The organism is Streptosporangium roseum DSM 43021 (genome assembly GCF_000024865.1).
Lineage (GTDB): Bacteria > Actinomycetota > Actinomycetes > Streptosporangiales > Streptosporangiaceae > Streptosporangium > Streptosporangium roseum.
Window position 1 is genome coordinate 2,667,776 of record NC_013595.1, and the last position, 25,211, is coordinate 2,692,986.

A 25,211-nucleotide genomic window follows, 5' to 3' on the forward strand; every position below is an offset into this window, starting at 1 on the left:
ATCGGCGACTGCCCGCCTGACCTCCGGATTCCTACAGTCGTAGGCGCCCCAGAAGGGACGACACGGAGGAAAAGTGAGCGATCGGATCGACGGCGTGCCCGACATCAGCGCCGAGCTGTACCGCGACATCACCGAGTTCGCGCGGAGCACCCCGTCCTGGTTCCAGGCCCTGGCCGAGATCGGCACGGAGGCCGTGCTGCTGGCCTTCGCGGCCCTGCTTCTCGGCGCCTGGTGGCGGGCCCGGCGCGCGGACGCCCGGACGATGGCGCTGGCCCTGCTCGCCCCTGCCGCGACGGTGGTGGCCTATGTGATCAGCGAGCTGTTCAAGAATCTCGTGGCGGAGGACCGGCCGTGCCGCGTCCTGCGCGGCGTCTCCGCCCTCGCCGACTGCCCCCCGTACGGGGACTGGTCCTTCCCCAGCAACCACGCGACGCTCGCCGCCGCCGCGGCGGCCGGCCTCGTCATCGCCTGGCGGCGGACCGCCCCCTACGTCCTGGCCGCGGCCGCGCTGGGGGCCTTCTCCCGGGTCTTCGTCGGCGTGCACTACCCGCACGACGTCATCGGGGGCTGCCTGCTCGGCGCGGCCGTGGTCCCGCTGCTGATGCTGGCCCTGACGCCCCCGCTCACCCCGTGGGTGGAGCGCCTGCGGAGCCGGGGCGCGCTCCGCCCGGCGCTCACCGCGACGGGAGCCGCGGGCCGTACCGGACGCGCCGGCAGGGGCTAGCCGAGGTCGGCCAGCCCGGCCTCGTGGGCGAGGACGGCGGCCTGCACGCGGTTGCGCACGCCGAGCCGGCCCAGGATCGTGCTGACGTACGTCTTCACGCTGCCCTCGACCAGATGCAGGCGCCGGGCGATCTCCGCGTTGGACAGGCCCGCGCCGACCAGCCCCAGGACCTCACGCTCGCGCCGGGTGAGCACGTCGATCCGCTCGCGGGCGGCGGACCCGCGGGCCAGGCGGTCGCCGGCCAGCTCGCCGATCACCCGTGCGGCCACCCTGGGCGACAGGTACGCGCCGCCCTCGGCCGCCGCCCGCACCGCCAGCAGGAACTCGCGCGGGTCCCCGGTCTTGAGCAGGAACCCCGCGGCGCCGTCGGCGAGCGCCCGCGCGATGTAGGAGTCCCTGCCGAAGGTCGTCATGATCAGCACCGCCGTCCCGGGCACGGTCCGGCGGATCTCGGTGGTCGCGGCGAGCCCGTCGAGATCCGGCATGCGGATGTCGACCAGGGCGACGTCCGGCCGGTGCTCGCGGACCAGCTCGACCAGCGTCCGCCCGTCGCCGGCCTCGGCGACCACCTCGATGCCGGGATCGGCCGCCAGGATCATCCGCACCCCCGCGCGGACCACGCTCTCGTCGTCGGCCAGCACCACCCGGATCAACGCGCCGTCCCCTGCCGTGCGACCGCCGGCGGAGGCCAGGCCGCGGGCAGGAAGTCCTTGCCCACCAGTCGGCCGTCCCGGAAACACAGCCGGTAGAGGTCGCCGCGTCGCTCGGCGAACGGGTTGCGGTGCTTTCCGTAGTGGAGGCACTCGGCGCCGGCGGGCACCGGCGGGCCCGGCCTGCCCGCGGCGTCGGCCCGGGGCCGCGCGGGCAGCACCGCCTCGACCCCGGCCCGATCCTGCCCCACCCGGAGCCGGTCGAAATCAGCGGCCGGCAGGGCGGAGGTGACGGTGTCGTAGGCCATGAAACCGCTCACGGCCACCGCCGCCCCCGCACAGGTCGCCAGGGCCGCGCCGACCGCCAGGGTGCGGGCGCGGCGCACCCGCCGCCGCGCCTCCCCCAGGCGGGCCGCGGACGGCGACGGGATCCGGCTCCCCCCGGCCGGGCCCGGCACGTGCGGCAGCCGTACGGCCAGCTCGAAGCCGTCGCCGTGCCGTTCCGCCCGGAGGGTCCCGCCGCACAGGCGGACCCGTTCGGCCAGGCCGATCAGCCCGTAGCCCCCGCCCGCGATCAGGCCCTCCCGCCGGTGCTCTCCTGTCGCGCTCATGCCTTCCCGCCGGTGCCCTCCTGTCGCGATCATGCCTTCCCGCCGGTGCTCCTCACGCGGCGCCGGGCCTTCCCGCCCGTGGTCGCCCCCGTGGTCTCCTCCCGTGGGCAGGCCCTCCCGGCCGCGACCTCCCGTGCGGCCGGACGCCGGATGCGCGGGTGGGGCACCGTTGGTCACGGTCACCACCGTCTCGTCCGCCAGATGGTCGAGCCTAACCGTCACCGGGGCCCCGGGGGCGTGCTTGACCGCGTTGGTCAGCGCCTCCTGCACCACGCGGTGGACGGCGCGTTCCACCATCGGCGCGAGCCGTCTCCCCTCCCGCGCGCCGCCCTCCCGCAGCCCGTGCGCCTCGACCGGGACGCCGGAGGCCCTGGCGCGTCCCACCAGCTCCCCGACGCTCTCCCCGGGCAGGTCCGGCGAGGAGGGGAGCGAGTCGTCGCGCAGCACCTCGATGATCTCCTGGAGGCGTTCGGAGGCGACGGTGACGGCCCTGCGGGCCTCGCCGGCCGCGTCGCGGTAGCGCGCGTCGAGGCCCGGCGCGACCTCAAGGCCGCCGATCCGCAGCGCGATCAGGCTCAGCTCGTGCCCGAGCAGGTCGTGCATGTCCCCGGCGATGCGGGCGCGCTCGCGCAGCCGGGCCTGGTCGGCGATGATCCGCTGCGCCCGCTCGAGCTGCTCGGCGCGCTCCCAGCCGGAGCGGGCCAGCTCCAGATGCTGGTATCGGCCCCGCCCCGTCAGCCAGGGGACGGCCCCGAACAGGGCGACTCCCACGACCGCGACGAACCCGGCCCCGAGGTCCCCGGTCAGGGCGGGCACGAGGAGCGCCGTCAGGGCGGTGGCACCGGCCAGCCCGAGCAGTCCGGGCCGGCTCCGTGTCATCCGTACGCCCGCCAGGTAGCTCATGACGACCGCCGCCAGGAGGAACGGGGCGATGCCCAGCGTCGTCTCCCCGCGCGAAACGACCGAGGCCTCCCACAACGTCAGGGCGAGCAGCATCGAGGCCGGGGGGACGGACCGGCCGAGCGCCACCGCCCCGCCCACGAGGAGCAGCCCGGCCGCCGTCTCCCACCCGGTGTACGCGTCCTCGGCGGAGGTGAGCCCCGCCCACAGCACGGGCAGGCACAGGGCCGCCCACAGCAGGACGTCCGTGAGCACGTGGTACCGGATGATCCGATCAGCGAGCGTCTTCCTCATCCGGTCGACGCTACCCAGCCGCGGGCGGTGACTCCACTGCCGAAAGTCAGGGGCATCGCCGGTCCGGAGCACAGGATGACGAGATCAATGTTAACGATAACGCGCTTGCGTCGCCGATCCGGCGGAGGCATGGCCCGAGTATGCCGAAGACATCGCAGCTCACATCTGGTGTGTCGCGGACGTCAAGGTTGGGTCTTGACAGGGTGGATGGTATCGCAAACACTTCGGGAACCTCGGTGGAACGTGAACGGGGCCGCCATCCATGATTCCAGCGGATCTCGCGCCGCTGGGAATGTTAGCGCTAACGCAAGCAACTGATTGGTTGAGGCCCTGGACGGCGGCCCGGCTCGCGGCTCTCTCCGGTGGCGCCAGCGGCCGCTCCCCACCCCCCCAGGAGTACTGTCATGAGACGACTGCGATCAGGTTTCCTCGCCGTCATCGCCGCGCTGGGCCTCGTCCTGGCCTCGGCCGGCCCGGCGCCGGCCGCCGGCCCGATCACCACCGCGATCTACACCGCGGACCCCGCCGCACTGGTCGTCGGCGACACGATGTACCTCCACACCGGCCATGACGAGGCCGCTCCGGGCGGCACCAACTTCGTCATGCGCGACTGGCACGTGTTCTCCTCCGGCGACGCGACCACCTGGACCGACAACGGGGCGAAGCTGTCGATCTCGAACTTCGGCTGGGCCGGCGCCGACGCGTGGGCCGGAGAGGTCGAACCCCGCAACGGCAAGTACTACTGGTACGTGCCGGTCAACGGCAACGGGGCGGGGTGGATGGACATCGGCGTCGCGGTCGGCGACACCCCGCTGGGCCCGTTCACCGACGCCAAGGGCGGGCCGCTCATCAGCGACGGCACGCCGAACTCCTCGCCGCTCAACATCGACCCGACCGTCTTCACCGACGACGACGGCCAGGCCTACATCTACTGGGGTTCCTACTACGGCCTGCGGGCGGCGAAGCTCAAGCCCGACATGGTGAACCTGGACGGCCCGGTGGTCACGCCGGCGGGCGTGACCAACTTCTGGGAGGCGCCGTGGATGTTCAAGCGCAACGGCACCTACTACCTGGCCTACGCCGCCAACGACTCGGGCTGCTCCCAGCCGGGCTACGCGTGCATCCGCTACGCCACCGCGAGCAACCCGCTGGGCCCCTGGACCCATCGCGGCGTCGTGCTCGACCAGGTCACCTCGACCACCAACCACCCGGCGATCGTCGAGTTCAAGGGCCAGTGGTACATGGTCTACCACACCGCCGGCGCCCCCGGCGGCGGCAATTTCCGCCGCTCGGTCACGCTCGACAAGCTCTACTGGAACGCCGACGGCACCATGCGGAAGGTCGTGCAGACCACGGGTCCGGGAGGCGGCGGCCAGCCGCCCACCGGCACGAACCACGCGCTGACCGCCACCGCCTCCACCTCGTACGTCTCCCCGTGGGAGACGCTCGGCGCGATCAAGGACGGGGCGGTGCCCACGGGGTCGGCCGACCGCAGCCACGGGGCGTACGGCAACTGGGACCACCGGGGCACGGAGTGGATCGAGTACCAGTGGCCCACGGCCAGGAACATCAGCCGGGTGGCGACCTACTGGTTCGACGACGACCAGGGCATCGACCTGCCGGCGTCCTGCCAGGTGCAGTACTGGAACGGCGGCTCCTACGTGGACGTGCCCGGCCAGTCGTCCTGCGGCGTGGCCGGTGACACCTACAACGTCACCACCTTCAACCAGGTCTCCACGACCCGGTTGCGGCTGAAGATCACTTCCAGGTCCGGTTACTCGACCGGGGTCCTGGAGTGGATGGCACTCTAGGGCTCCCGCCGGGCGGGAGAGCCGGCCCCGCCTCTCCCGCGGCCGATCACGGCCTGACCGCCCGCCCACCCTCCGGCGCCGGTGCGCCGGGTTGCATCACCCACCCCCGCCCCTCCCGAGGGATGTGACACCATGCCGTTCCCCCCACATGCCTGGCGGCGGCTGACCGTCATCGTGACGGCGGCCCTTCTGACCGTCACCACGCTCGCCCCGAGCCGGCCGGCCGTCGCGGCCCAGACCATCGGGTTGCCGACGTTCGGCGGTCCCGCGATCCCGGCCCCTCCCGCCGCGTACACGCCCGGCGACATGATGCAGACGATCTACGACGCCGAGAGCTCCGGCACCGACTTCTGGATGGACCGCCTGCTGGCCAGGTCGGGTAACGACCCGGCGGGCACCTGGCTGATGAGCCGGGGGCGCGCCCTGTTCATGAAGACCCACACCCCGTCGGTGATCGGCTTCGGCGGGCAGGTGGCCTACTGGGAGAGCATCAGCAACGAGAACGCCTACTCGATCGCGATCTCCCCCGGCACCTTCACCGAGCAGGTGAACCGGAGATGGCAGGCGCCCAGCCACTGGAAGAGCGTCCACAGTAGCGGCAACGTCCAGGTGAACGTCACGAAGTTCATCACGGACAACAATGTCGCCGTCACCAACCTGTCGATCACCAACAGCGGTTCCAGCGCGCAGACGCTCACGCTGAAGGCGGCCTCGCCGTACACGAAGACCGCGGCCGGCGACGAGCTCACCGGCATCGTCGACGCGAAGAACAAGCTGACCACGCTCTTCCCTCGGCTGGCCGGTGACGGCTTCACGGTCAGCGGCACCGACCTGAGCCGGACGGTCACCGTGGCGGCGGGGGCGACCGTGACGACCAAGGTGGAGATGGGGTTCGTGACCGAGGAGATCCCCGCCTCGCTCGCCGACTACCGGGCCTACCGCGCCGCCACCCCCGCGGACGCGTTCGCCACCCACGTGCGGGCCTACAACCTGTGGTGGGTGAAGAACGTCCCCTACATCGACGTGCCCGAGGCGGCGATAAAGAAGAGCGTCTACTACCGCTGGTGGCTGATGCGCTTCAACTACCTCGACGCCGACATCCCCGGGCAGGACTACCAGTACCCGACCTCGGTGGAGGGGGCGCTCGGCTACAACAACGCCATCGCCCTGACCGTGCCGATGTTCGTCGACGACCTCAAATACCTGCGCGACCCGATGTACTCCTACGGGCCGTGGGTCTCGGCGGGCGAGGTATCGAAGAACGGTCGATACATGGACAACCCAGGTGATCCTGAGAACTGGTCAAACAGCTACACGCAGTACATCTCCGAGGCGGCCTGGCGCAGCTACCAGATCCACGGCGGGCAGCCGGCCATCGCGGGCAACCTGGCACGGTATGCCGAGCAGGACGTCAAGGGGCAGCTCGGGCACTACGACCACGACCACAACAACCTCATCGAGTACGACTGGGGCGCGCTGACCGGCAATGACGCCGACGCGGTGTCCTTCCACTGGCGCGGCGGCAACCTCGACCGCACCGAATCGGCCTACGTCTACAGCAACGCCCTCGCCTCGGCCGCCGCCTACGACACGATCGGCAACACGGCCAAGGCCGGCGAGATGCGCGCCATCGCCACGAACGTGAAGAACGCCGTCGTCAACGTGCTGTGGAACCCCGCCGCCCAGATGCTCCAGCACCGGCACGTCGCGACCAACGCGCTCGTGCCGTGGAAGGAGATCAACAACTTCTACCCGTACGCGGTGGGCCTGATGCCCAACACCGCGACCTACCGTCAGGCGCTACGGCTGCTCGACGACCCGGCCGAGTACCCGATCTTCCCGTTCTACACGGCGAACCAGAAGGACAAGGCGGCAGCGGCGGCGGCGGGCAACCCCGGCTCGAACAACTTCTCGCAGATCAACTCGACGGTGCAGTTCCGGCTGTTCTCCTCCGCGCTGCGCAACTACCCGAGCTCCTTCGTCACGGCCGACCACTACAAGAAGCTGCTCTACTGGAACGCCTGGGCGCAGTACGTGGGCGGCGACACCGCCTGGCCGGACTCCAACGAATACTGGGCCGACTGGAACGGGTCGGCCATCGGCTACCGGTCCTGGATCCACCACACGATCCTGGGCAGCAGCAACTGGACCGTCGTCGAGGACGTCGCCGGCCTCCGCCCGCGCGACGACAGCAAGGTCGAGCTGTCGCCGATCAACATCGGCTGGTCCCACTTCACCGTCAACAACCTGCGCTACCGCAACAGCGACCTGACCATCGTGTGGGACGACCCGGCCGACGGGATCGTCCGCTACCCGGGCGTCCCGCAGGGCTACTCCGTCTATGTCAACGGCACCCGGGCGGTGACCGTCAACTCGCTCGTCCCGCTGCTCTGGGACCCGGCCACCGGCACGGTGACCACGGCGGGGACGGTGCTCCACAACGTCGCCGTGCCGGGCGCGCAGGCACCCGCCCAGGTCGTGCAGACCGGCGCGCGGCTCGTCGACCTGTTCGGCAAGGCCGGTGTCAACCTGACCGCCGGGGCCGTCGACCTGGCGCAGGGGAGGACCGCCACGGCGTCCTTCACCGCCTCGGGCACCGGCACCGCGGGTGCCGTGGACGGCTTCACGATCAACGAACCGTTCTGGGGGGCCAAGGGGTCCGCGAACGCCCGGGACTGGTACGAGATCGACCTCGGATCGGCCCAGGCCTTCAACGACGTGCGTGTGCACTTCCGCAACGACCGTTCGGCCACCGGGTACGCCGAGCCGTCGATGTACGAGATCCAGTACCACGACGGCGGCGCCTGGGTCACCGTCGCGGGCCAGAGCAGGAGCCCGGCCACGCCGGTCGCCAACCACAACCGGGTGCGCTTCCCGTCGGTCACGGCGCAGCGGGTCCGGGTGCTCATGACCCACCAGACCGGGGTGAGGACCGGTCTCACGGAGGTCAAGGTCTTCAACACCCCGGGCAGCCCGCCCGCCTCCACCAACGCGGCGCCGTACGCGCTGGCCCGCAAGGACCCGGCGTACAACCAGCCCTCCCAGGTCAGGCTGATCGGCAAGGTCAAGGACGACGCCCTGCCGAACGGCACGCTGACCAGCGCCTGGTCGCTGGTGAACGGGCCGGGTACGGCGATCTTCACCGCGCCGGGCTCCACCACCACGCTGGCGTCGTTCACCGTGGCCGGCACCTACACGGTGCGCCTGACGGCCGGTGACGGCTCGTCGTCGACGACCTCGGACGTGACCGTCACGGTCAGCCAGGGCACGGGTGGCGGAGGTCCGGTGAACGTGGCGGGCACGGCCGCCCCGTCGGCGTCCCACACCTCCCCGTGGGAGTCGGTGGCCGCGCTCAACGACGGCTTCACCCCTTCGAGCTCCAACGACTCGGCGAACCCCCGGTGGGGCACCTGGCCGGAGACCGGCACGCAGTGGGCGGAGCTGACCTGGGCGCAGCCGCAGCGGCTCAACTCGGCGGAGGTGTACTTCTTCGACGACAACGGCGGGGTGCGCCTCCCCGCGTCGTGGAAGCTGCAGTACTGGAACGGCAGCGCGTACGCGGACATCCCCGGGACCTACCCCCGGGCGCTGAACGCCTTCAACAAGGTGACCTTCGCCGGCGTGACCACGACCCGGTTGCGGGCCTCGCTGGCCGGCGGATCGGGCTCCGTGGGAATCCTGGAGTGGCGGGCGTACGCGGAGAACCCGCAGTCGATCCGCCCGGTCCACAAGGCGACCCTGGCGGGGCAGATCCCCACCCTCCCCGGCACGGTCACGAAGATCTACAGTAACGGCTCGCGGGTGAACGCGCCGGTGAGCTGGGCACAGATCACCGCGGCCCAGGTGGCGAACGGCGGGTCCGGCTTCGACGTCGCGGGGATCGTGGAGGGCACCACCACCGCGGCCACGGCCACGGTGTGGGTGCGGCCGACCAACGCCGTCAGCGTCACCTTCCTTGAGCCGGAGACCGTCTTCACCCCGGCAGGCACGGCCCCGGCCCTTCCTCCGACGGTGACCGCCACCTTCAACGACGGCTCCAAGGACAACATCACCACCACCGTGACCTGGGCGTCCATTCCCGCCTCCCAGTACGCCCAGCCAGGCCTCTTCACGGTCACCGGCACGGTGCCGGGAACCTCGCTCACCGCGCAGGCGACCGTCACCGTCGGCGCGAGCGGGGGCGGTACGGCGGGCGGGGCCACCTCGGCCGCCCCACGGCGGTGACCGCGCCGCCGCCCGCGACCGGGGCTCCCGCCACGGCCGCGCGCGGCGGCCGTCCGAACCGCCCGGCCGGGCGCCTGCGCCGGTACCGTGGCCGTGGAGGAACTCCCGTCCCGTTCCGTTCGTCACTCCTCATACGACTTCTCCGAGGCTGAAAGGCATCTCTCCGTGCGTAGCTCGTTCTTCGGGAACCTGGACCAGGGCCAGTTCCCCGGCCATTTCGCTCTGCAGAACCCCAAGATGCTGCGGGTGCAGCTGAACGGAGAGGTGCTGGCGCGGCAGGGGTCGATGGTCGCCTTCCAGGGACAGATGGACTTCGACTACGAGGGATCCGGCGGGGTCGGGCGCTTCCTGAAGAAGATGGTCACCGGTGAGGGCGCGCCGCTGATGCGGGTGCGCGGGCAGGGCGCGCTCTTCGTGGCCAACAACGCCGACGACGTGCACCTGTTCTACCTGGAGAACGAGGCGATCACCGTCAACGGGACCAGCCTGCTGGCCTTCGACCCGCAGCTCACCTGGGACATCCAGCGGCTGCAGGGCGCCGGCATCGCCACCGGCGGCCTGTTCAACACCACCATCCACGGCACCGGCTGGGTGGCGGTCACCGCGCACGGCGCGCCGGTGCTGCTCGACACCTCCCACGCGCCGACCTTCGCCGACAGCCAGTCCGCGGTGTGCTGGAGCGCCGGGCTGCGCGTGGGCGTCAACCGCACCCTCAAGGCGGGGGCGCTCATCGGCCGGGGGAGCGGCGAGGCCGCGCAGCTCGCCTTCCAGGGCCAGGGCTTCGTCCTGGTCCAGGCGAGCGAGGGCCCGATCATCCCGCAGACCGGCGGCTGAACCGGCCGGTGCCCGCGGGCCGTACGGCGACCCCGCCCGGGGCCGCCGTACGGGATGACGAGGCGGGTCCGCCGCGCTCTTTCGGAGACCTGTCCACCGCATGGGCTGTGAGGCGGCCCGCGGTGGACGGGGAACCTCCCGTGTCTCCCCGGCCGGGGAGTTCATGACGAGCGGCCTTTTCCCGCCGGTGATCGGGTGGCGTGGCCCCGGAGGTCAGGCGGCCTGCCAGATCCTGCTGCGCAGGTCCATGCCGCGGATGACCTGGATACGCCAGGGTGTCAGGCGCAGGACGTGGAGCTTGGGGTCCGCCGGCGAGTGCCAGAAGTTGCCCAGGTTGTAGCCGGCTCCACGCGGGCTCGTCCTCTTGTACAGGTCCCACACGTGGCTCTTGGTCGGCAGGTCGTCGACCCACTCGGCGACCGTGTCGACGGCGACGGAGTCGTTGCCCTGGGTCCAGTAGGAGAAGTTGGTGTGAGGGTTGTTGGCGATGTGTGCCGCCTTGACGGGCGTCCTGTAGGTGGCGAGCCAGCCGAGCGGGGTGCCGTCGACGTTCTCCCAGATGGGGATCAGAACCCTGGTCCTGGGCCGATTCCTGGCGTCCACGGTGACCATCGTGGCGTAGACGATGGCGCCGACGAACGCGTTGAACTCGCTCTCGATCGCGGCGAAGGACTTCACTTTCACAGCCATGGTGTCTCCAGCTTCAGGCGTGCTGCTCGATCGGGGTCTTGCTACGGCGCAGCCCGGGGGCGATGACGAGAGCGCCGAGGGCGGCGGCGACGACGGGCACGATCAACGCGACGCGGAAGCCGTCGAGTACGCCCTGCGGTGAGACGTCGCCTCCGGTCGCGGTGAGGCTGACGGCGGTCACGGCCGCCAGTCCCAGTCCCGCGCCGAACTGGAAGGAGGTGTTCAGCAGCCCGCCGGCGAGCCCCTGCTCCTCCTCGGCGATCCCATCGGTGGCGGCGATGGTGAGCGGCCCGTAGACCAGTGCGAAGGCCGTCCCGAGCAGGATCATGGTGGGGAACATGGCCGCGTAGGTCCAGTCCAGGCCGATCGGCTGGAACAGCACGTAGGCCAGCAAGGCCAGCAGCAGCCCGCCGAAGATCACCCGCACGTTGCCGAAGCGGTTGACCAGCCAGGGGGTCAGCGTCGGGGCGAGGACGGCGTCGATGCCGATGGCCAGCAGGGCCAGGCCCGTCTGGAGCGGAGACCACCCGCGCAGCTGCTGCAGGTAGAGCACGGCGATGAACTGGAAGGCGAAGAACGAGCCGGAGAACAGGATCGCGCCCAGATTGGCGCGGACCAGCGCTCCCGAACGGAAGATGCCCAGCCGCACCAGGGGAGAACGCGACCGCCGCTCGATGGCCACGAAGGCGGCCAGCAGAGCCAGGCTCGCGGCCAGCAGCAGGAGCGTCTGCGCCCAGCCCACGTGAGCCGCCCTCTCGACGGCGAAGACGAGCAGCAGCACGGCGCCCGTGACGCTGATGGCGCCCGCGAAGTCGAAGCCCTGGGCGGGACGGTCGCTCCGCTCGTCCCTGGGCACCAGCGCGACGGCGGCGACGAGGATCGCCGCGGTCATCAGGACCGGGGCGAAGAACACCCATCGCCAGCTGATCGACGTCAGCAGGCCGCCGACGACGAGCCCGAGGGAGAACCCGGCGGCGGCCGTACCGGCATAGACGAGAAGCGCCTTGTTGCGCAGCTTGCCCTCGGGGAAGCTCGTGGTGATGATGGACAGGCCCGCGGGGGTGAGGAACGCCGCGGCTATGCCCTTGACCAGCCGGGACAGGATCAGGATCCAGCCTTCGCCGGCGAAGCCGCCCAGGCCGGAGAAGACGAGGAAGACCGCCAGCCAGAACAGGAACATGCGTCTGCGCCCGAGCAGGTCGGCGGCCCGGCCGCCCATGAGCATGAAGCCGCCGTAGCCGAGCACGTAGGCGCTGACCACCCACTGCAGCTCGCCGGTGGACATGGCCAGCTCCGCCTGGATCGACGGCAGGGCCACGCCCATCATCGAGACGTCCACGCCTTCCAGGAAGATGGCGCCGCACAGGACGAGCAACATGCCCCATGCTCGCCCGCTCATGCGGTCGGTCTGTTGAAACATCAGGCTTTCCATTCCGTTCTTCGTTGACGCGAATCCGGGCAGCACGGATCGGCCGCGCGGCATTCGTGCCGTGAGGGTCAGGGCAGGGCGAAGCTCAGCTCGGGGGATGCAGCCGAGCTGTCATGCACATGCGGTCCAGTGCGTTGCAGAGGGAGATCGTCATGATGAGGTTGCCGAGGTTGTAGGGCCCGAGCAGCCGCTCGGCCTCGCCGTACTCCTCATCGGACACACCTTCGGACTGCAACCAGGTCATGGATTCGGCCAAGGCCAGCGCGGCCCGTTCGGTCGCGGAGAACAACCGGGAGTCACGCCAGCCCGCCAGTTGGTGGAGCCGCTCCTGGGTGTCACCCAGGCGGAGGAGCTCCTTGGAGCGCCCGCCGAGGAAGTACGCGCACCCGTTGATCTGGGAGATGCGGATCCTCACCAGCTCCCGCAACCGGTCATCGATCAGCGCTTCCTGCTGCAACACGTCGTCGAGCTCGATAATGATCTTGACAGCCTGTGGCGATACCGCGCTCAGAGCGATTCGCTCGTGATACATCGAGCCCTCCTCTGATTCCTGTTGGCTGGTCAAGCATCGATCACGCCGTGACCTCGAACAACAGCGAAATGCTCACCTATCGGTAAGGTGGCTTTACCGATCGGAGGGCGTGTGAGATGGACTGGCAGGAAATCGAGGCCTTCCTGACGCTGGCCGAGGAGTTGCACTTCGGTCGCACCGCGGAACGGCTGCACGTGTCACGGGCGCGGGTAAGCCAAATGATCAAAGTCCTGGAACGGCGCGTCGGCGGCCCGCTGTTCGATCGCACCAGCCGCCGGGTGACGCTGACGCCCGTCGGGCAGCAGCTCCGCGAGGACCTGACACCCCATCACCGCGGTATTCACCAGGCGCTCGCCAAAGCCGCCGACGCCGCGCGCGGCGTCGGCGGCGTCCTGCGCGTGGGGTTCTCCAGCCCGCTGGCCAGCGAGATGGTGATGAAGATCGTGAATGCCTTCCGTGTTCGCCATCCCGACTGCGAGGTTCAGATCCGCGAGGTCCACCTGTCGGACCCCTTCGGGCCTCTGCGCCGCGGTGAGCTGGACATCCAGCTCACCGAGTTCCCCGTCGACGAGCCCGACCTGACCGCGGGACCGGTCCTGATCACCGACCCCAAAGTCCTCGCCGTATCCAGTCGCCACCGTCTGGCTCACCGCGAGACGGTCAGCGTGGAGGACCTCGCCGACGAGCTCGTCCTGTTCATCTCCGGAATGCCGGACTATTTCGTGGATCAGTTGACCCCGCCCCACACCCCGAGCGGCAAGCCCATCCGCCGCTCACTCACCACCCGGTACTGGCAGGAACTCCTCACGCTCGTCGGCGCTGGCCAGGGGGTCACCGTGGCCGTAGCCCAGGGGGCGCGCTACTACCCCCGCCCCGACCTGGCCTACATCCCCATCGAAGACGCCCCACCGCTGGAATACGGACTTCTCTGGCGTACGGCGGATGCCACCGTCAGGCGCGGAGCCTTCACGCAGACGGCACTCGGCTTCGTCTCCGGACCGGCCGCACCGCGCCGGCGGGGGCAGTCGCGGTGACCGGGGCGTCCGGCTCGACGGTGAGAGGGGGCGCCGGCGCCTCGGCCTCCCCGCGGTCCCGGGTCAGCCCTCGACGTCCCCGGGTCAGCCCTCGACGTCGGTCTGCCCGTGCGGGGCGCCGACGGGCTTGGACTCCGGTGACCCGCGCTGGCGAAGGTAGACGGAGAACACGACCATCGACAGCACGGCGAGGAACTCCGACTGCCAGTTCTGCAGGGTGCGGTCCCAGAAGTCGCCCGAGGTGACGTAGCCGCCCCAGCTCACGGGGTCCTGCAACCGGGCGAGCTGCTGCTCGTTGTAGCGGGCCGTGCCGGCCACCGACTGGCCCAGCCACGACAGCACGAAGATCACACCCATCAGCACGCCGAGGGAGTTGCCGTACAGCGTCTGCCGCAGCCCGGTCGCCCTGGCCCACTTGGGGCTGCCGGGCGTGGCGTGCCGCCCGGTCTTCTGCTCGGCGTCGCTCTCCCCGCCCTCCTCGCCGGGCTTCTTCGACTCCGGTGAGCCCCGTTGCACCAGCCAGACCGTGGCGAGGATGAACAGCAGGAACTGCAGGTACTCCGACTGCCAGTTCTCCGCGACGTCGACGGCGAAGTCGGAGGAGGTGACGTACCGCGCCCAGGAGATCGGCGCCCCGCCCTCGCTGAGCCGCTGGTCGTTGGCCGCGGCGTTGCCGGCGAAGGACTGGCCGACCAGCGCCAGCACGAAGGCGACGAGGAAGAACAGGCTGAGGGAGTTCTCCTTGACGAAACGTTTCAAGAGTGCCCCCTAACGGCGCAGCAGGCCGATGGCGAAGACGTAGATCAGGCCGATCGCGACGATGGCGACGGTCGTGACGAACATGACGCGCATGTCAGGCCTCCACTTCGCATCTGTACGGCAGGTCGCCGCGTGACCGGCAGCCGGCGCCGCGCACCAGCCAGCCCTGCGGGAACCTGTGGAGGAAGACGGTGTCCCGCGTGAGCCGGACCTGGGCCTCGTCGCCCCAGACCTCGGCGTCGCGCACCTGGCCGCCGGGCAGGTCGAGGTCGAGGACGGTCTCGGCGCACGTCTGACCCCCCGTCCGCAGGCTCTCGGCCGCCTCCGGCGTCAGCAGCGAGCACGCCTGTCCGCCATGGCGGTCGTGCACCGCCGTGTAGAACCGCGTCACCGCCTGCTCGGCGGGCCCCCTGTCCGAGGACGCGCAACCGGTCAGTCCGATCGCCAGCGCTCCCAGAACCACCAGCACGGTCCGAGTCTTCATCGACATCCTCTTCCCCCCCTCGCCACAGAATTCACCCGGCCGGGGGCACGGTCGCCGGGGACGGGGTGGGAGGAGCCCCGCCGGCGGGCCGCCGGGCCGCGCCGGTGGGACAGCCGGCGGCTGAGGCGCCTCAGCCTCCGGCGCTCTGGGCGAGCACGCGATCCCAGTCGGACAGGAAACGCCCGAGGCCGTAGCGCGAGAGCGCGGCGGCGCGTGCGGCCTTCCCGGACTGCCGGGCCCGGGCCGGGTCGTCGACGAAGGTCCGCAGCGCGGCGGTGAGGGTGGCGAGGCGGGTCGAGATCACCCCCGCCTCCGGCGGCACCGCCTCGACGGCCTCGGTGGTGGCGAGCGCCACGACGGGCATGCCCAGCAGCATGGCCTCGATCAGGGAGGGCCCGAGCGAGGTCCACCGATAGGGGTGCAGGTAGACGCGCCGCCGGGCGAGCTCGGCGTGCATCGCCCGCTGGGGCAGGTCCTCGAAGGTCCCGAACGGGAAACGGAGCCGGTGCGGCAGGCCGGTGACCTTCATGCCGAAGACGTCGAGCGGGGCGGCGGAGCCGAACCTCGGCAGCAGGTCGGTTCCGGCGACCCGCTCGCGCCGGATCGGCTCGTCGACCACGACGCCGGCCCTGGGGAGCTCGCCCGTGTAGCGGTGGCCGGGGTCGACGACGCCGTGCTCGACCACCTGGGTGGGCGCCCTGCCGGAGTCCCAGAACAGGTCGTTGAAGTGGGTCACGTGGATCAGCGGGATGTCGCCGCGTCCGGCCATCGGGTGCCGGGTACCGGGGGCGTTCCCGGCCGGGGCGTCGTGCTCGACGTAGACGGCGGGCACGTCCCGGCCGGGGTGGCGGCCCAGCCAGCGCCGGACGAGATCCAGCTCCTGGGGGCGCTGCAGGACGACCAGGTCGACGTCCTCGCCACGGAGCCGGTTCCACGGCACCTCGCGCACGGTGGCGGGCCAGGAGTGGGTCCGGGCCCGGCCGCGTCCGTCGGGGCCCCGGCCGGGGACGAGGGGCACGAGGTAGTCGTGGGCGCCGTGGACGAACGCCGTCGTCCAGGCCCCGTGCACATGCCAGAGCAGGATTCTCATGAGCGGGCTCCCGGGGCGGGCTCCACCCGGCCGGGATCTGAGCGGGCTCCCGGGGCGGGCTCCACCCGGCCGGGATCGCGGTCGCGGGGGACGTTCACGATCGGCGTGCCGTCGCGGTCGAAAAGGACGGCGGCTGGATGTTCGCGGCTCGGCACGGGCGTCTCCGGGGTGTTTCTCGTCAACGGGCTGGGCGCTCGGCGGATGGGAGGGACAACCCCCGAAAAAACTACAGAGAGTGATATCTGACGATATGCAGGTCTCTTACCTGGACTTTTCCCCACGTCCTCGTTTGAGAACCGCTCCGTTCGGTAGTTAAGCAGTTACACACCGGAGGCGAATCCATGAGGTTTCTCGGGATAAACGCGATCTTCCATGACCCGGCGGCGGCGCTCGTGGTCGATCGGGCAGGGCGGCGGCCGTGGCGACAGCGGCGTGGGCGGTCCGCACCGCCGAGCCCGCCTGGGCCCGCATCGCTCCGGTACCGCGTACGGCAGAGGAGATCGGGCGGATGGTGATCACGAGCGCGGTCGGTCCACCGGTGGCCTGTGCGCGGCGCCTCCGCGGCGAACCGCGGGTCCGGAGATGATCGGCACCGTCCTCGTCGCCCGGCCGGACAGCGCGGGCGGCGTCCTGCTGGCCGGGCCCGCCGTCCGCGCGGTCGCCGCGGGAGCCAGGGAGGTCGTGCTGCTGGCCGGGCCGCACGGCCGGGCGGCCGCCGAGCTGCTGCCCGGCGTGTCCAGGGTGGTGGAGTGGCGGACGCCGTGGATCGACCCCAACCCGCCGCCCATGACCGGCCCGCACGCCCTGCGGCTGCTGCGGACCGTTCAGGAGGTGGCGCCCGAACTGGCGCTGATCCTCACCTCCTTCCACCAGTCGCCGCTGCCGCTGGCCCTGCTGCTGAGACTGGCAGGGACGCCGAAGACCGCCGCCATCTGCGCCGACTACCCCGGCTCGCTGCTCGACGTGTGCCACGTCGTCGACGAGGAGCCGGACGTGCCGGAGGCCGAGCGCATGCTCGGGCTGGCCAGGGCCGCGGGGTTCGAGCTGCCGCCCGGCGACGCGGGAGCGCTCGCCGTACGGCGCCCGCTGCCCGAGGTCGGGCACCTGACAGGGCCGCCCGGCTACGTGGTCGTGCACCCCGGGGTCTCCGCCCCGGTCAGGGCGTGGCCCGCGGAGAGCTGGACGAGGGCGGTCCACGACCTCGTCCGCGCGGGCTGGCGGGTCGTGGTGACCGGCGGTCCGGGCGAGCGCGCGCTCACCGCACGGGTGGCCGGCGCGCGACGGTCCGGCCTCTCCGGCCGGCCCGCCGTACCGGACGGGTGGGCGGGCAGGGCGCCCGTCCTGGGCCCCGCGCAGGAGACGCGCCTCCCGCACGGGGCCGTCCAGGAGGCGTGCTCCGCGCCGGGGCCGGGGCCGGAGACGGGAGACGGGCCCGCCTGGGAATCCGTCACGGACCTGGGCGGGAGGACGACTTTCGCCGAACTGGCGGCGGTGCTCGCCGGGGCGAGCGTGGTGGTCGCGGCCAACACCGGTCCCGCCCATCTCGCGGCGGCGGTCGGCACACCTGTGGTCAGCCTCTTCGCCCCCGTGGTCCCGGCCGCCCGCTGGGCGCCGTACGGCGTGCCGAGCGTGGTGCTGGGCGACCAGAACGCCGCCTGCCGGGGCAGCCGGGCCAGGTTGTGCCCGATCGCCGGCCATCCCTGCCTGTCGTCCGTGCCGAGCGCCGACGTCGTCGAGGCCGTCAACCGCCTGGCGTTCGCGAAGGAGGCCGTCCCTTGAGGATCGCCCTGATACCGGAGCACACGAGTCCCCTCGCGGCGGCCGACGGCGTCGACGCGGACGGCCGGTCGCCGGCCGCCGACGTCAACCCGCCCGAGGACGTGGCCGCGACCGTCGTGCCCGCCCCCGGCCGGCCGGTGGGCTGTGAGCACAGGGAGATGGTCGCCTGCCCTGCCACGGAGACGTCATGGCCGTGACGAGCCGGAACCCGGCGTGACCGCCGGCGGGCGGACGGCGGCCGGGGGGCCGCCGGTCATGGTGGTGCTGCGCGGGCTCGGCCTCGGTGACCTGCTCACCGCGGTCCCGGCGCTGCGGGCGCTGCGCCGCGCCCATCCCGGCCACCGGATCGTGCTGGCCGCGCCGGCCTCGCTGGCGGCCCTGGTGCCGCTGATCGGCGCGGTGGACGAGCTGCTCGACGTGTCGGGGCCGGGACCGGTCCCGCTCGGCGCGGCCCCCGACCTCGCGGTCAACCTGCACGGCAGGGGGCCGCAGAGCCTCGCCGCGCTGCGCCGTACCGGCCCGGGACGGCTGATCACCCATGCTCATCCCGACTTCCCGGAGGTGCGGGGGCCGTCCTGGCGGGGGGACGCGCACGAGGTCCGGCGCTGGTGCGACCTGCTCGGCTGGTACGGCATCGCGGCCGATCCGGGTGATCTTGAGCTGGAGGTCCCCCCGGGATGGGTGACGCCGCTCGTCGCCCGCTCGTGGGCGACCGGCCCGGCGCCGGAGCCCGCCTCCTCATGGGAGCCCGCGCCGGTTGCCGTCGACTCCGGGGCGGCCGGCTCGGAACCGGGGTCCGTCTCCTCGCGGGAGCCTGAGCCGGTTGCCGTCGACTCCGGGGCGCCCGGTCCGGGGCCGGAGGTCTCCCCGTCCGGGTGGCCCGTGCCGGCCACGGGTCCGGCGCCGTGTGGTTCCCCGTCCGAGATGTCCGTTCCGGTCGAGGGCCGGGCCCCGGCCGGTCGCGGGGCGGCCCGCCGGGGGCCGAGGGTTCCCCGGTCCGGGCGGCCCGCGTCGGTCATCCTCCATCCGGGTGCCGCCGCCCCGGCCAGGCGCTGGCCGCCGGAGCGGTTCGCGCTGGTGGCCGTCGCGCTGCGGCAGGCCGGTCATGAGGTGGTGATCACGGGGAACGCCGGGGAGCGGGCGCTCGCCGAGCAGGTGGCCTCCCTCGCCTGCCTGCCGGAGGCGTGCGTGCTCGCCGGGCGCACCGGCCTGCGCGACCTGGTCGCCCTGGTGGCCCGGGCCCGGCTGGTCGTCTGCGGCGACACCGGCGTGGCCCATCTCGCGAGCGCGCTCGCCACCCCCTCGGTGGTGCTGTTCGGGCCGGTCTCGCCCGCTCTGTGGGGACCGCCCCACGGACCGCACGTGGCCCTGTGGGCGGGGCGCTCCGGCGACCCCCACGGGGACCTGCCCGATGAGGGGCTGCTGGAGATCGGCGTCCTGGAGGTCCTCGACGCCGCCGTCAATCTGCTGGAGGTAGGCGTCCGATGAGCACGCGACGGGTGGTGGTGACCGGCGGAGCCGGCTTCCTGGGGTCGTACCTGTGTGAACGCCTCCTCGCCGAGGGAGCGGGGGTGGTCTGCATGGACAACTTCCTGACCGGTTCCCCCCGCAACGTCGAGCATCTGATCGGCCGGGCCGCGTTCCGGCTGGTCGAGTGCGACCTCACCGGCTTCGTCCACGTGCCCGGTGACGTGGACCTGGTGCTCCACTTCGCCTCGGCGGCCTCGCCCACCGACTACCTGCGCCATCCGATAGAGACGCTCAAGGTGGGCAGCCTCGGCACGCTGCACGCGCTCGGGCTCGCCAGGGAGAAGGACGCCCGGTTCGTCCTGGCCTCCACCAGTGAGGTGTACGGCGACCCGCTGGAGCACCCGCAGCGGGAGAGCTACCGGGGCAACGTCAACCCGGTGGGACCGCGGAGCGTGTACGACGAGGCCAAGCGTTTCGCCGAGTCGCTGACCACGGCCTACCGCAACTCCCACCGGGCCGACACCGCGATCGTGCGGATCTTCAACACCTACGGGCCGAGGATGCGGCCCCACGACGGCCGGGCCATCCCTACCTTCATCCGTCAGGCCCTGTACGGCGAGCCGATCACCGTGACCGGTGACGGCGGGCAGACCCGCTCCATCTGCTACGTGGACGACACGATCGAGGGGATCTTTGCCCTGGCCGACAGCGGGTTCGAGGGACCGGTCAACATCGGCAACCCGGCGGAGCTGACCATGCTCGCCCTCGCGGAGACGATCCGCGAGCTGACCGGCTCGGACTCGCCGATCCACTTCATCGACCGTCCCGCCGAGGACCCGGAGATCCGCTGCCCCGACACCTCGCTGGCCGCCTCCCGCCTGGGGTGGACGCCGAAGGTGGACATCGTCGACGGGCTGAGCCGTACCATCTCCTGGTTCGCCGCAGAGCTCCAGGGCCACCGTGAAAGTGCCGAATCGAGCAGGTGAACCGGGGTCCGGAGCCTCTCCGATCCGCCGCACCGAGATCCCGTGAACGCCGGTTCCGTGGTGCCGGCTGCGGTACGAGGGCCGGAAGCGACGCCGTGGCGCGTTTCCCGAAGCGGACGGCGCCGGGATTCCTCCGGTTGGTAAATCGAGCCGCGAAGGCGGAACAATCGGCTCCGACGTCCCGGCAGACCGGGATGTCCGGACGGACCGATGAGGAGAGAACGTGCCGGCCACATGCCCCCGGCCACCGCGCGCCGACGCGCGACACGACCGCGACCGGCTGCCCGACGGCCTGCGCCACCGCGCCCCCGCCACGCCGGAGGCGCCGGCCGCGCGGGCGCGCGACGCCTTCCCCGCGAGCCGCGAAGGCGACCGGTGAGCCTGACGGTGCACGGTCACAGGGCGCGTGACCTGGGAATCGTGATCGGCGAGCACGCGCCGGGCGAGCACAACGCCATCACCGACGTGCCCGGCGTACGTGTCGGGCACTGCACCGTCCTGCGGGAGCCCGCCATCCGCACCGGCGTGACCGCGATCGTCCCCGACGGCGTCGGCCCGCACGCGCCGTTGCCGGCGGGCATGTTCGTCGGCAACGGGCACGGCAAGCTGGTCGGCGCCACCCAGCTGGCCGAGCTCGGGCTGATCGAGGCGCCCGTCGTGCTCACCGCGACGTTGTCGGCGTTCCGGGCGGCCGACGCGGTGGTGAGCTGGATGCTGGCGCGGCCGGACTGCGCGGACGTGCGGACCTTCAACCCGGTCGTGGGGGAGTGCAACGACGGCTACCTGTCGGACATCCGTGCCCGTCCGCTCGGTGAGGCGGAGGTGCTGGCGGCCATCGACGGCGCGGCGCCGGGGCCGGTGACGGAGGGATGCGTCGGAGCGGGAACCGGCACCGGCGCCCTGGGGTTCAAGGCGGGCGTCGGCACGGCCTCCCGGGTGCTCGGCCTGGCGGACGGGCCGTTCACCCTCGGCGCGCTGGTGCAGGCGAACTTCGGCGGCACGCTGCGCGTCCTCGGCTCCACGGTCACACCGGCCTCCCTGGGGCTGGCCGAGCCCCCCACCCCGGACGTGGGATCGTGCATGGTCGTCGTCGCGACCGACGCGCCCCTCGACGCCCGCCAGCTCACCCGCCTGGCACGGCGCGCGGTGTTCGCGCTGGGACGGGTCGGCGCCTCCTACAGCCACGGCAGCGGGGACTACGGCATCGCCTTCTCGGTCCGGACGGACGGCGCGCCGCCCCCGGACGCGACGTTGAGCCCGCTGTTCGAGGCGGCGCTCGACGCCGTCGAGGAGGCCGTCCTGAACTCGCTGTTCACCGCGACGACCACGACGGGCGTGGACGGGCGCACCCTGCACGCGATACCGCTTCCCCGGCTCATGAAACTCCTGCGCCGGAGCGGGTCTCCTCTTCCGGGAGACTGAGGGCCGTGCCCTCCGGGGCCGGACGCCCCTCCGGCGGACGCCGTCCCGCCCGGACGCCGTCCCGCCCGGAGGCCGGGGCATCCGGCCTCCCGGTGACGAGGCCGCTCTAGGCCGGTGGCGAGGCCGCTCTAGGCGGGGGAGCGGCCGAGCATGGCGAGGATCCGGCTGAAGCGGTCCGCGTCCTCGGGGATGACCAGGCTGGGCTGGAACGCGGCGCCGGGCACGCGGCGTCGCCCGTCGTCCGGGACGGCCCGGGCGATCGGCCAGGCGGCCTCCACCAGCTCCGGCTCCGCCGTGAACTCGACGCCGAGCGACTGGGCGACGTCCCAGCCGTGCACCAGGTAGTCGATGAAGTGAAAGCCGATGGCCTGCGCCGCGGGGAACGTCAGGTCCCTGCCGAACTCGGGCAGCGCGAACTCGCGATCCAGCACGCCGTCCTGCGCGAACGCCGTCATCACGCGTTCGGCGGCTCCGGCGTAGGCCGAGAAGGCGTCGTCGCCCGGCGGCTCCACCCGCCACACCGCCAGATCGGCTCCGGCTCCCTCCGCCGCGGCGGCGAAACCGTGGTGCTGGGCGGTCATGTGGGCGAGCAGGTCGGCCAGCGTCCAGCCGGCGCACGGCGTGGGCCGGCCGAGGTCCTCGGCCGCCGCCTTGGCGACCAGGTCCACGCTCGCGCGCACCGCACGCCTGTCCAGTTCCCGAATGTCCATGAACGACCTCTCGAATTGATAAGCTCGCGCATATCATCTACGTATGTATATCATCTGTCAATGCGTATAGGGTGATGCCGTGACCGATCGTCCCGACCTCGCCGCGATGATCAGCCCGCTGAGCCGGGCGCTCATCGACGCCGAGCTGCCCGTGCTGCACGAGCACGGCCTGTCGATGTGGGCCTACTCGGTCCTGCTCGCGCTGGACGAACGGCCGTTGCGGACCCAGGCCGCGCTCGCGGAGGCCATCGGCGCGGACAAGACCCGCATCATCGGATTCCTCGACGACCTTCAGCGGAAAGGTCTCATCGAGCGGACCCCCGACCCCGCCGACCGGCGCGCCCGCGTCCTGTCGTTGACCGCCGAGGGCCGCCGCGTACGCGACTCCGCGCAGGCGGGCATCCGGCGCAAGGAAGAACGCCTGCTGGCGCGCCTCTCCCCCGAGGACCGGCGCGGTTTCCTGCGCGCCCTACGGGCGCTCGCCGCCCTGCCCCCCGAAGAGATCGCCGGCGCCTGACCTCGGCGAGGAGTACGCCCTGGTCGAGCCGGTGGAGCGGTTCGATGTCCCGGCGGTCAGATCAACGGATGTGGTGTACGGGTTCCGCCGGTAACGGACGACGGTAAGGGCCCCCGTTCGCCTCCACTCCGCTCCGGAGGCGTCCATTCATGCGGAGCCGTACCGGCTCGCCGCGGAAGCGGCGCGACACCGTGACCGCGTGCCGGAACGGGTCAAGGCCCGGCCGGAGAGCCACGGACCCGCGGCGAGCTCTTCAGGAGGGGGCTACTCGGAGCGCCAGACGACCTCGCCGTCCATCCGGGCGTCGGTCGGCACGAGGCCGAGGCGGCGGGCCAGGGCCGAGGAGGCGGTGTGGTCGGGGTGGATCGTCGCGACGATGTCGGTGACGCCGTGCTCCCTGAGCCAGGAGAGGAGGGCGAGCGCGGCCTCGCCGGCGATCCCCCTGCCCTGCCAGGGGGTGCCGACGACCCAGGCCATGGACGCCCGGCCGGCGGCCACGGTGGCCTGGACGTAGCCGACCAGGCGATCCGGACCCTCCAGGCGGATCACCCAGTTGAGCCAGGCGTCGTCACCGCCGGGCGGCGGCCCGGCGACCATGCGGGTGTAGCGGTTGCGCAACTGCTCGGCGGTCGCGGGGGAGCCGCCGATGAAGGTGTGGAGGGCCGGGTCGGAGAGTGCCTCGGCCATCTCGGCGGCGTGCTCCACCGCCAGCGGTTCGAGCGTGAGCCGAGGGGTCCAGATCGGTCCGGTGTCCATCGTCATAGCGTCCCATGGTCGGCTGCCACAGTGAGGGTGTCCCATATCGGCTTTTATGGTCAAGATGCCCCGTGGTCGGCCTCCGTGGTCACGGCGTCTCGTGGTCGGCTGCCACAGTGAGGGCGTCCCATGGTCGGCTTCTACGGTCACGGCGTCCCGTGACCGGTTTCCACGCCCATGACGTCCCGTGGTCAGTCGCGGGTGACGGCCTGGTCGACGGTGCCGGGGGCCAGGGCGTGTTCGATGACCATCACGGCCGCGCCGATCACCCCCGCCCGGTCGCTGAGCTCGCTGGCGGTGATCGTCAGGTGCTGGGTGGCGAGGGGCAGCGAGCGGCTGTAGATGACCTCGCGGAGGCCGGCGAGTATCTGCTCGCCGGCCTCGGCGATGTCGCCGCCGACCACGATCACCGAGGGGTTGAAGAAGTTGACGATCGAGGCGAGGACGTCGCCGATCTCGCGGCCCGCCTGGCGGATGAGCTGGACGGCCTGGGTGTTGCCGCCGCGCACCAGGCGGACCACGTCGCGGCTGTCGGCGGCCTCCACTCCGTCGGCGGACAGGCGGGCGGACATGGCCGCGCCGCTGGCGACGGCCTCCAGGCAGCCGAGGTTGCCGCAGCGGCAGACGATGTCGGTGGCCGAGGCCACCTGGATGTGGCCGATGTCGCCGGCCGCGCCCTGGGCGCCCCGGTGCAGGTGGCGGTCACTGATGATGCCGCAGCCGATGCCGGTGCCGATCTTGACGAAGATGAGGTGGTCGGCCTCGGGGCGGGCGGCCCAGTGCTCGCCCAGCGCCATGATGTTGACGTCGTTGTCGACGAGCACGGGTGCGCCGAAGCGCTCGCCGAGCCACTCGGGGACGGGGAAACCGTCCCAGCCCGGCATTATCGGCGGATTGACCGGCCGTCCCGAGCTGTGCTCGACCGGGCCGGGCAGGCCGACGCCGATGCCGCAGATCTGGTCCCGGGTGTGGCCGGTCTCGGCGAGCATCTCCTCGAAGGTGTGCTGGAGCCAGGTGAGCGTCTCGACGGGGCCGCGGTCTATCGGCACCTCGTCCGCGCGCTCGGCGAGCACCTCGGTGCCCAGATCGGTGATCGCCACCCGGGCGTGGGTGGCCCCGAGGTCGGCGGCGAGGGCGATGCGGGCGCCGCGGTTGAAGGTGAAGGCGACGGCGGGACGGCCTCCCGAGGAGATGGCCTCCTCGGTCGGGACGATCCACTGCTGGCTGAGCAGCGCGTCGAGCCGCTGCCCGAGGGTGGACCGTGCCAGTCCGGTCAGTTGCACCAACTCGGCCCGGGTCCGGGCCTGACCATCGCGCAGGATCTTCAGAAGCGCCCCCGCGCCGGCGATTGAACCGTTCGCTTCGCTCAGCATGCGCACAGTCAACACTCCTCGTTTCCACCACGTCAAAGCGACTTACGCTCATTCATCGCTTCATTATGACTAAAGATTGCGATCTTTTGCCTGATCATCGCCATAAACGCCTCATCGGCACCTGGAAACGTG

At 71.9% G+C, this 25,211-nt stretch carries 23 protein-coding genes; 12 read left to right on the forward strand and 11 right to left on the reverse strand.

The window, feature by feature from the left end; translation table 11 throughout:
• Positions 1 to 73 precede the first annotated feature (73 nt).
• A complete protein-coding gene (locus SROS_RS11855) occupies positions 74 to 724 on the forward strand; it encodes a phosphatase PAP2 family protein (RefSeq protein WP_012889167.1) in 651 nt (216 codons plus the stop codon).
• Here SROS_RS11855 and SROS_RS11860 read toward each other — a convergent pair.
• On the reverse strand, positions 721 to 1,377 hold the full coding sequence (locus tag SROS_RS11860; RefSeq protein WP_012889168.1) for a response regulator: 657 nt from the start codon (positions 1,375 to 1,377) through the stop codon (positions 721 to 723). The genes SROS_RS11855 and SROS_RS11860 overlap by 4 nt on opposite strands.
• Positions 1,374 to 3,179: a histidine kinase gene (locus SROS_RS11865; RefSeq protein WP_012889169.1), complete on the reverse strand. Its 1,806-nt coding sequence runs from the start codon at positions 3,177 to 3,179 to the stop codon at positions 1,374 to 1,376. Before SROS_RS11865 ends, SROS_RS11860 begins: the two co-directional genes overlap by 4 nt.
• A 404-nt stretch (positions 3,180 to 3,583) precedes the next feature.
• Here SROS_RS11865 and SROS_RS11870 point away from each other — a divergent pair, with 404 nt between their 5' ends.
• The 3 genes from SROS_RS11870 (at position 3,584) to SROS_RS11880 (ending at position 10,048) form a co-directional block, all read left to right on the forward strand.
• The gene (locus SROS_RS11870; RefSeq protein WP_012889170.1) at positions 3,584 to 4,990 is read left to right on the forward strand and encodes a glycoside hydrolase family 43 protein; all 1,407 of its coding nucleotides are present in this window, start codon (positions 3,584 to 3,586) and stop codon (positions 4,988 to 4,990) included.
• 132 nt (positions 4,991 to 5,122) lie between these two features.
• On the forward strand, positions 5,123 to 9,214 hold the full coding sequence (locus SROS_RS11875) for an Ig-like domain-containing protein (RefSeq protein ID WP_012889171.1): 4,092 nt from the start codon (positions 5,123 to 5,125) through the stop codon (positions 9,212 to 9,214).
• A 165-nt stretch (positions 9,215 to 9,379) separates the two neighbouring features.
• On the forward strand, positions 9,380 to 10,048 hold the full coding sequence (locus tag SROS_RS11880; RefSeq protein WP_012889172.1) for an AIM24 family protein: 669 nt from the start codon (positions 9,380 to 9,382) through the stop codon (positions 10,046 to 10,048).
• 213 nt (positions 10,049 to 10,261) lie between these two features.
• Here SROS_RS11880 and SROS_RS11885 read toward each other — a convergent pair whose 3' ends face one another.
• The 3 genes from SROS_RS11885 to SROS_RS11895 all read right to left on the reverse strand — a co-directional run bounded on the left by SROS_RS11885 (position 10,262) and on the right by SROS_RS11895 (position 12,699).
• The gene (locus SROS_RS11885) at positions 10,262 to 10,738 is read right to left on the reverse strand and encodes a pyridoxamine 5'-phosphate oxidase family protein (protein WP_012889173.1); all 477 of its coding nucleotides are present in this window, start codon (positions 10,736 to 10,738) and stop codon (positions 10,262 to 10,264) included.
• A gap of 13 nt (positions 10,739 to 10,751) precedes the next feature.
• On the reverse strand, positions 10,752 to 12,137 hold the full coding sequence (locus SROS_RS11890) for an MFS transporter (RefSeq protein ID WP_043655361.1): 1,386 nt from the start codon (positions 12,135 to 12,137) through the stop codon (positions 10,752 to 10,754).
• Positions 12,138 to 12,252: 115 nt separating this feature from the next.
• Entirely contained in the window at positions 12,253 to 12,699 is a 447-nt protein-coding gene (locus SROS_RS11895; protein WP_012889175.1) for a carboxymuconolactone decarboxylase family protein, read from the reverse strand.
• A gap of 116 nt (positions 12,700 to 12,815) precedes the next feature.
• On the opposite strand from SROS_RS11895, the gene SROS_RS11900 reads away from it, so the two are divergent.
• Positions 12,816 to 13,733: a LysR family transcriptional regulator gene (locus SROS_RS11900; RefSeq protein WP_012889176.1), complete on the forward strand. Its 918-nt coding sequence runs from the start codon at positions 12,816 to 12,818 to the stop codon at positions 13,731 to 13,733.
• Positions 13,734 to 13,817: 84 nt separating this feature from the next.
• Here SROS_RS11900 and SROS_RS11905 read toward each other — a convergent pair whose 3' ends face one another.
• The 3 genes from SROS_RS11905 to SROS_RS11915 all read right to left on the reverse strand — a co-directional run bounded on the left by SROS_RS11905 (position 13,818) and on the right by SROS_RS11915 (position 16,066).
• A complete protein-coding gene (locus tag SROS_RS11905) occupies positions 13,818 to 14,492 on the reverse strand; it encodes a DUF6766 family protein (RefSeq protein ID WP_012889177.1) in 675 nt (224 codons plus the stop codon).
• A 94-nt stretch (positions 14,493 to 14,586) separates the two neighbouring features.
• Positions 14,587 to 14,976 carry a hypothetical protein gene (locus tag SROS_RS11910; protein WP_012889178.1) on the reverse strand — a complete coding sequence of 130 codons (390 nt, stop codon included), beginning with the start codon at positions 14,974 to 14,976 and terminating at the stop codon, positions 14,587 to 14,589.
• Positions 14,977 to 15,106: 130 nt separating this feature from the next.
• The gene (locus SROS_RS11915) at positions 15,107 to 16,066 is read right to left on the reverse strand and encodes a glycosyltransferase (RefSeq protein ID WP_012889179.1); all 960 of its coding nucleotides are present in this window, start codon (positions 16,064 to 16,066) and stop codon (positions 15,107 to 15,109) included.
• A gap of 582 nt (positions 16,067 to 16,648) precedes the next feature.
• Between SROS_RS11915 and SROS_RS52810 the strand changes: the two genes are divergently transcribed.
• From SROS_RS52810 to SROS_RS11940, 6 genes are all read left to right on the forward strand, one after another.
• Positions 16,649 to 17,845: a glycosyltransferase family 9 protein gene (locus SROS_RS52810; protein ID WP_012889180.1), complete on the forward strand. Its 1,197-nt coding sequence runs from the start codon at positions 16,649 to 16,651 to the stop codon at positions 17,843 to 17,845.
• Entirely contained in the window at positions 17,842 to 18,042 is a 201-nt protein-coding gene (locus tag SROS_RS11925; protein ID WP_012889181.1) for a hypothetical protein, read from the forward strand. Before SROS_RS52810 ends, SROS_RS11925 begins: the two co-directional genes overlap by 4 nt.
• Before the next feature lie 16 nt (positions 18,043 to 18,058).
• Positions 18,059 to 19,333, forward strand: coding sequence for a glycosyltransferase family 9 protein (locus SROS_RS52815; RefSeq protein WP_063610288.1), 1,275 nt, complete (start codon positions 18,059 to 18,061; stop codon positions 19,331 to 19,333).
• Positions 19,330 to 20,301: a UDP-glucuronic acid decarboxylase family protein gene (locus SROS_RS11935; protein ID WP_012889183.1), complete on the forward strand. Its 972-nt coding sequence runs from the start codon at positions 19,330 to 19,332 to the stop codon at positions 20,299 to 20,301. The genes SROS_RS52815 and SROS_RS11935 overlap by 4 nt, the downstream gene beginning before the upstream one ends.
• Before the next feature lie 223 nt (positions 20,302 to 20,524).
• Complete coding sequence (locus tag SROS_RS52820) at positions 20,525 to 20,680, forward strand: hypothetical protein (protein ID WP_012889184.1); 156 nt, start codon at positions 20,525 to 20,527, stop codon at positions 20,678 to 20,680.
• On the forward strand, positions 20,677 to 21,723 hold the full coding sequence (locus SROS_RS11940) for a P1 family peptidase (RefSeq protein WP_012889185.1): 1,047 nt from the start codon (positions 20,677 to 20,679) through the stop codon (positions 21,721 to 21,723). Before SROS_RS52820 ends, SROS_RS11940 begins: the two co-directional genes overlap by 4 nt.
• 128 nt (positions 21,724 to 21,851) lie before the next feature.
• Here SROS_RS11940 and SROS_RS11945 read toward each other — a convergent pair whose 3' ends face one another.
• On the reverse strand, positions 21,852 to 22,433 hold the full coding sequence (locus tag SROS_RS11945; RefSeq protein ID WP_012889186.1) for a TIGR03086 family metal-binding protein: 582 nt from the start codon (positions 22,431 to 22,433) through the stop codon (positions 21,852 to 21,854).
• Between the two features lie 79 nt (positions 22,434 to 22,512).
• Here SROS_RS11945 and SROS_RS11950 point away from each other — a divergent pair, with 79 nt between their 5' ends.
• Positions 22,513 to 22,950, forward strand: coding sequence for a MarR family winged helix-turn-helix transcriptional regulator (locus SROS_RS11950; RefSeq protein WP_012889187.1), 438 nt, complete (start codon positions 22,513 to 22,515; stop codon positions 22,948 to 22,950).
• A gap of 264 nt (positions 22,951 to 23,214) precedes the next feature.
• On the opposite strand, the gene SROS_RS11955 is transcribed toward SROS_RS11950, so the two are convergent.
• Positions 23,215 to 23,706, reverse strand: a complete 492-nt coding sequence (locus SROS_RS11955) for a GNAT family N-acetyltransferase (protein ID WP_012889188.1) — start codon at positions 23,704 to 23,706, stop codon at positions 23,215 to 23,217.
• A gap of 191 nt (positions 23,707 to 23,897) precedes the next feature.
• Entirely contained in the window at positions 23,898 to 25,079 is a 1,182-nt protein-coding gene (locus SROS_RS11960; RefSeq protein WP_043651852.1) for an ROK family protein, read from the reverse strand.
• Positions 25,080 to 25,211: the final 132 nt, after the last annotated feature.

Excerpts from the sequence above, each read along its gene's own strand:
- SROS_RS11865 (WP_012889169.1), bottom strand. The coding sequence starts at position 3,179 with ATGAGGAAGACGCTCGCTGATCGGATCATCCGGTACCACGTGCTCACG.
- SROS_RS11870 (WP_012889170.1), top strand. The coding sequence starts at position 3,584 with ATGAGACGACTGCGATCAGGTTTCCTCGCCGTCATCGCCGCGCTGGGC.
- SROS_RS11875 (WP_012889171.1), top strand. The coding sequence starts at position 5,123 with ATGCCGTTCCCCCCACATGCCTGGCGGCGGCTGACCGTCATCGTGACG.
- SROS_RS11885 (WP_012889173.1), bottom strand. The coding sequence starts at position 10,738 with ATGGCTGTGAAAGTGAAGTCCTTCGCCGCGATCGAGAGCGAGTTCAAC.
- SROS_RS11890 (WP_043655361.1), bottom strand. The coding sequence starts at position 12,137 with ATGAGCGGGCGAGCATGGGGCATGTTGCTCGTCCTGTGCGGCGCCATC.
- SROS_RS11895 (WP_012889175.1), bottom strand. The coding sequence starts at position 12,699 with ATGTATCACGAGCGAATCGCTCTGAGCGCGGTATCGCCACAGGCTGTC.
- SROS_RS11900 (WP_012889176.1), top strand. The coding sequence starts at position 12,816 with ATGGACTGGCAGGAAATCGAGGCCTTCCTGACGCTGGCCGAGGAGTTG.
- SROS_RS11910 (WP_012889178.1), bottom strand. The coding sequence starts at position 14,976 with ATGAAGACTCGGACCGTGCTGGTGGTTCTGGGAGCGCTGGCGATCGGA.
- SROS_RS11915 (WP_012889179.1), bottom strand. The coding sequence starts at position 16,066 with ATGAGAATCCTGCTCTGGCATGTGCACGGGGCCTGGACGACGGCGTTC.
- SROS_RS52810 (WP_012889180.1), top strand. The coding sequence starts at position 16,649 with ATGATCGGCACCGTCCTCGTCGCCCGGCCGGACAGCGCGGGCGGCGTC.
- SROS_RS11935 (WP_012889183.1), top strand. The coding sequence starts at position 19,330 with ATGAGCACGCGACGGGTGGTGGTGACCGGCGGAGCCGGCTTCCTGGGG.
- SROS_RS11945 (WP_012889186.1), bottom strand. The coding sequence starts at position 22,433 with ATGGACATTCGGGAACTGGACAGGCGTGCGGTGCGCGCGAGCGTGGAC.
- SROS_RS11955 (WP_012889188.1), bottom strand. The coding sequence starts at position 23,706 with ATGGACACCGGACCGATCTGGACCCCTCGGCTCACGCTCGAACCGCTG.
- SROS_RS11960 (WP_043651852.1), bottom strand. The coding sequence starts at position 25,079 with ATGCTGAGCGAAGCGAACGGTTCAATCGCCGGCGCGGGGGCGCTTCTG.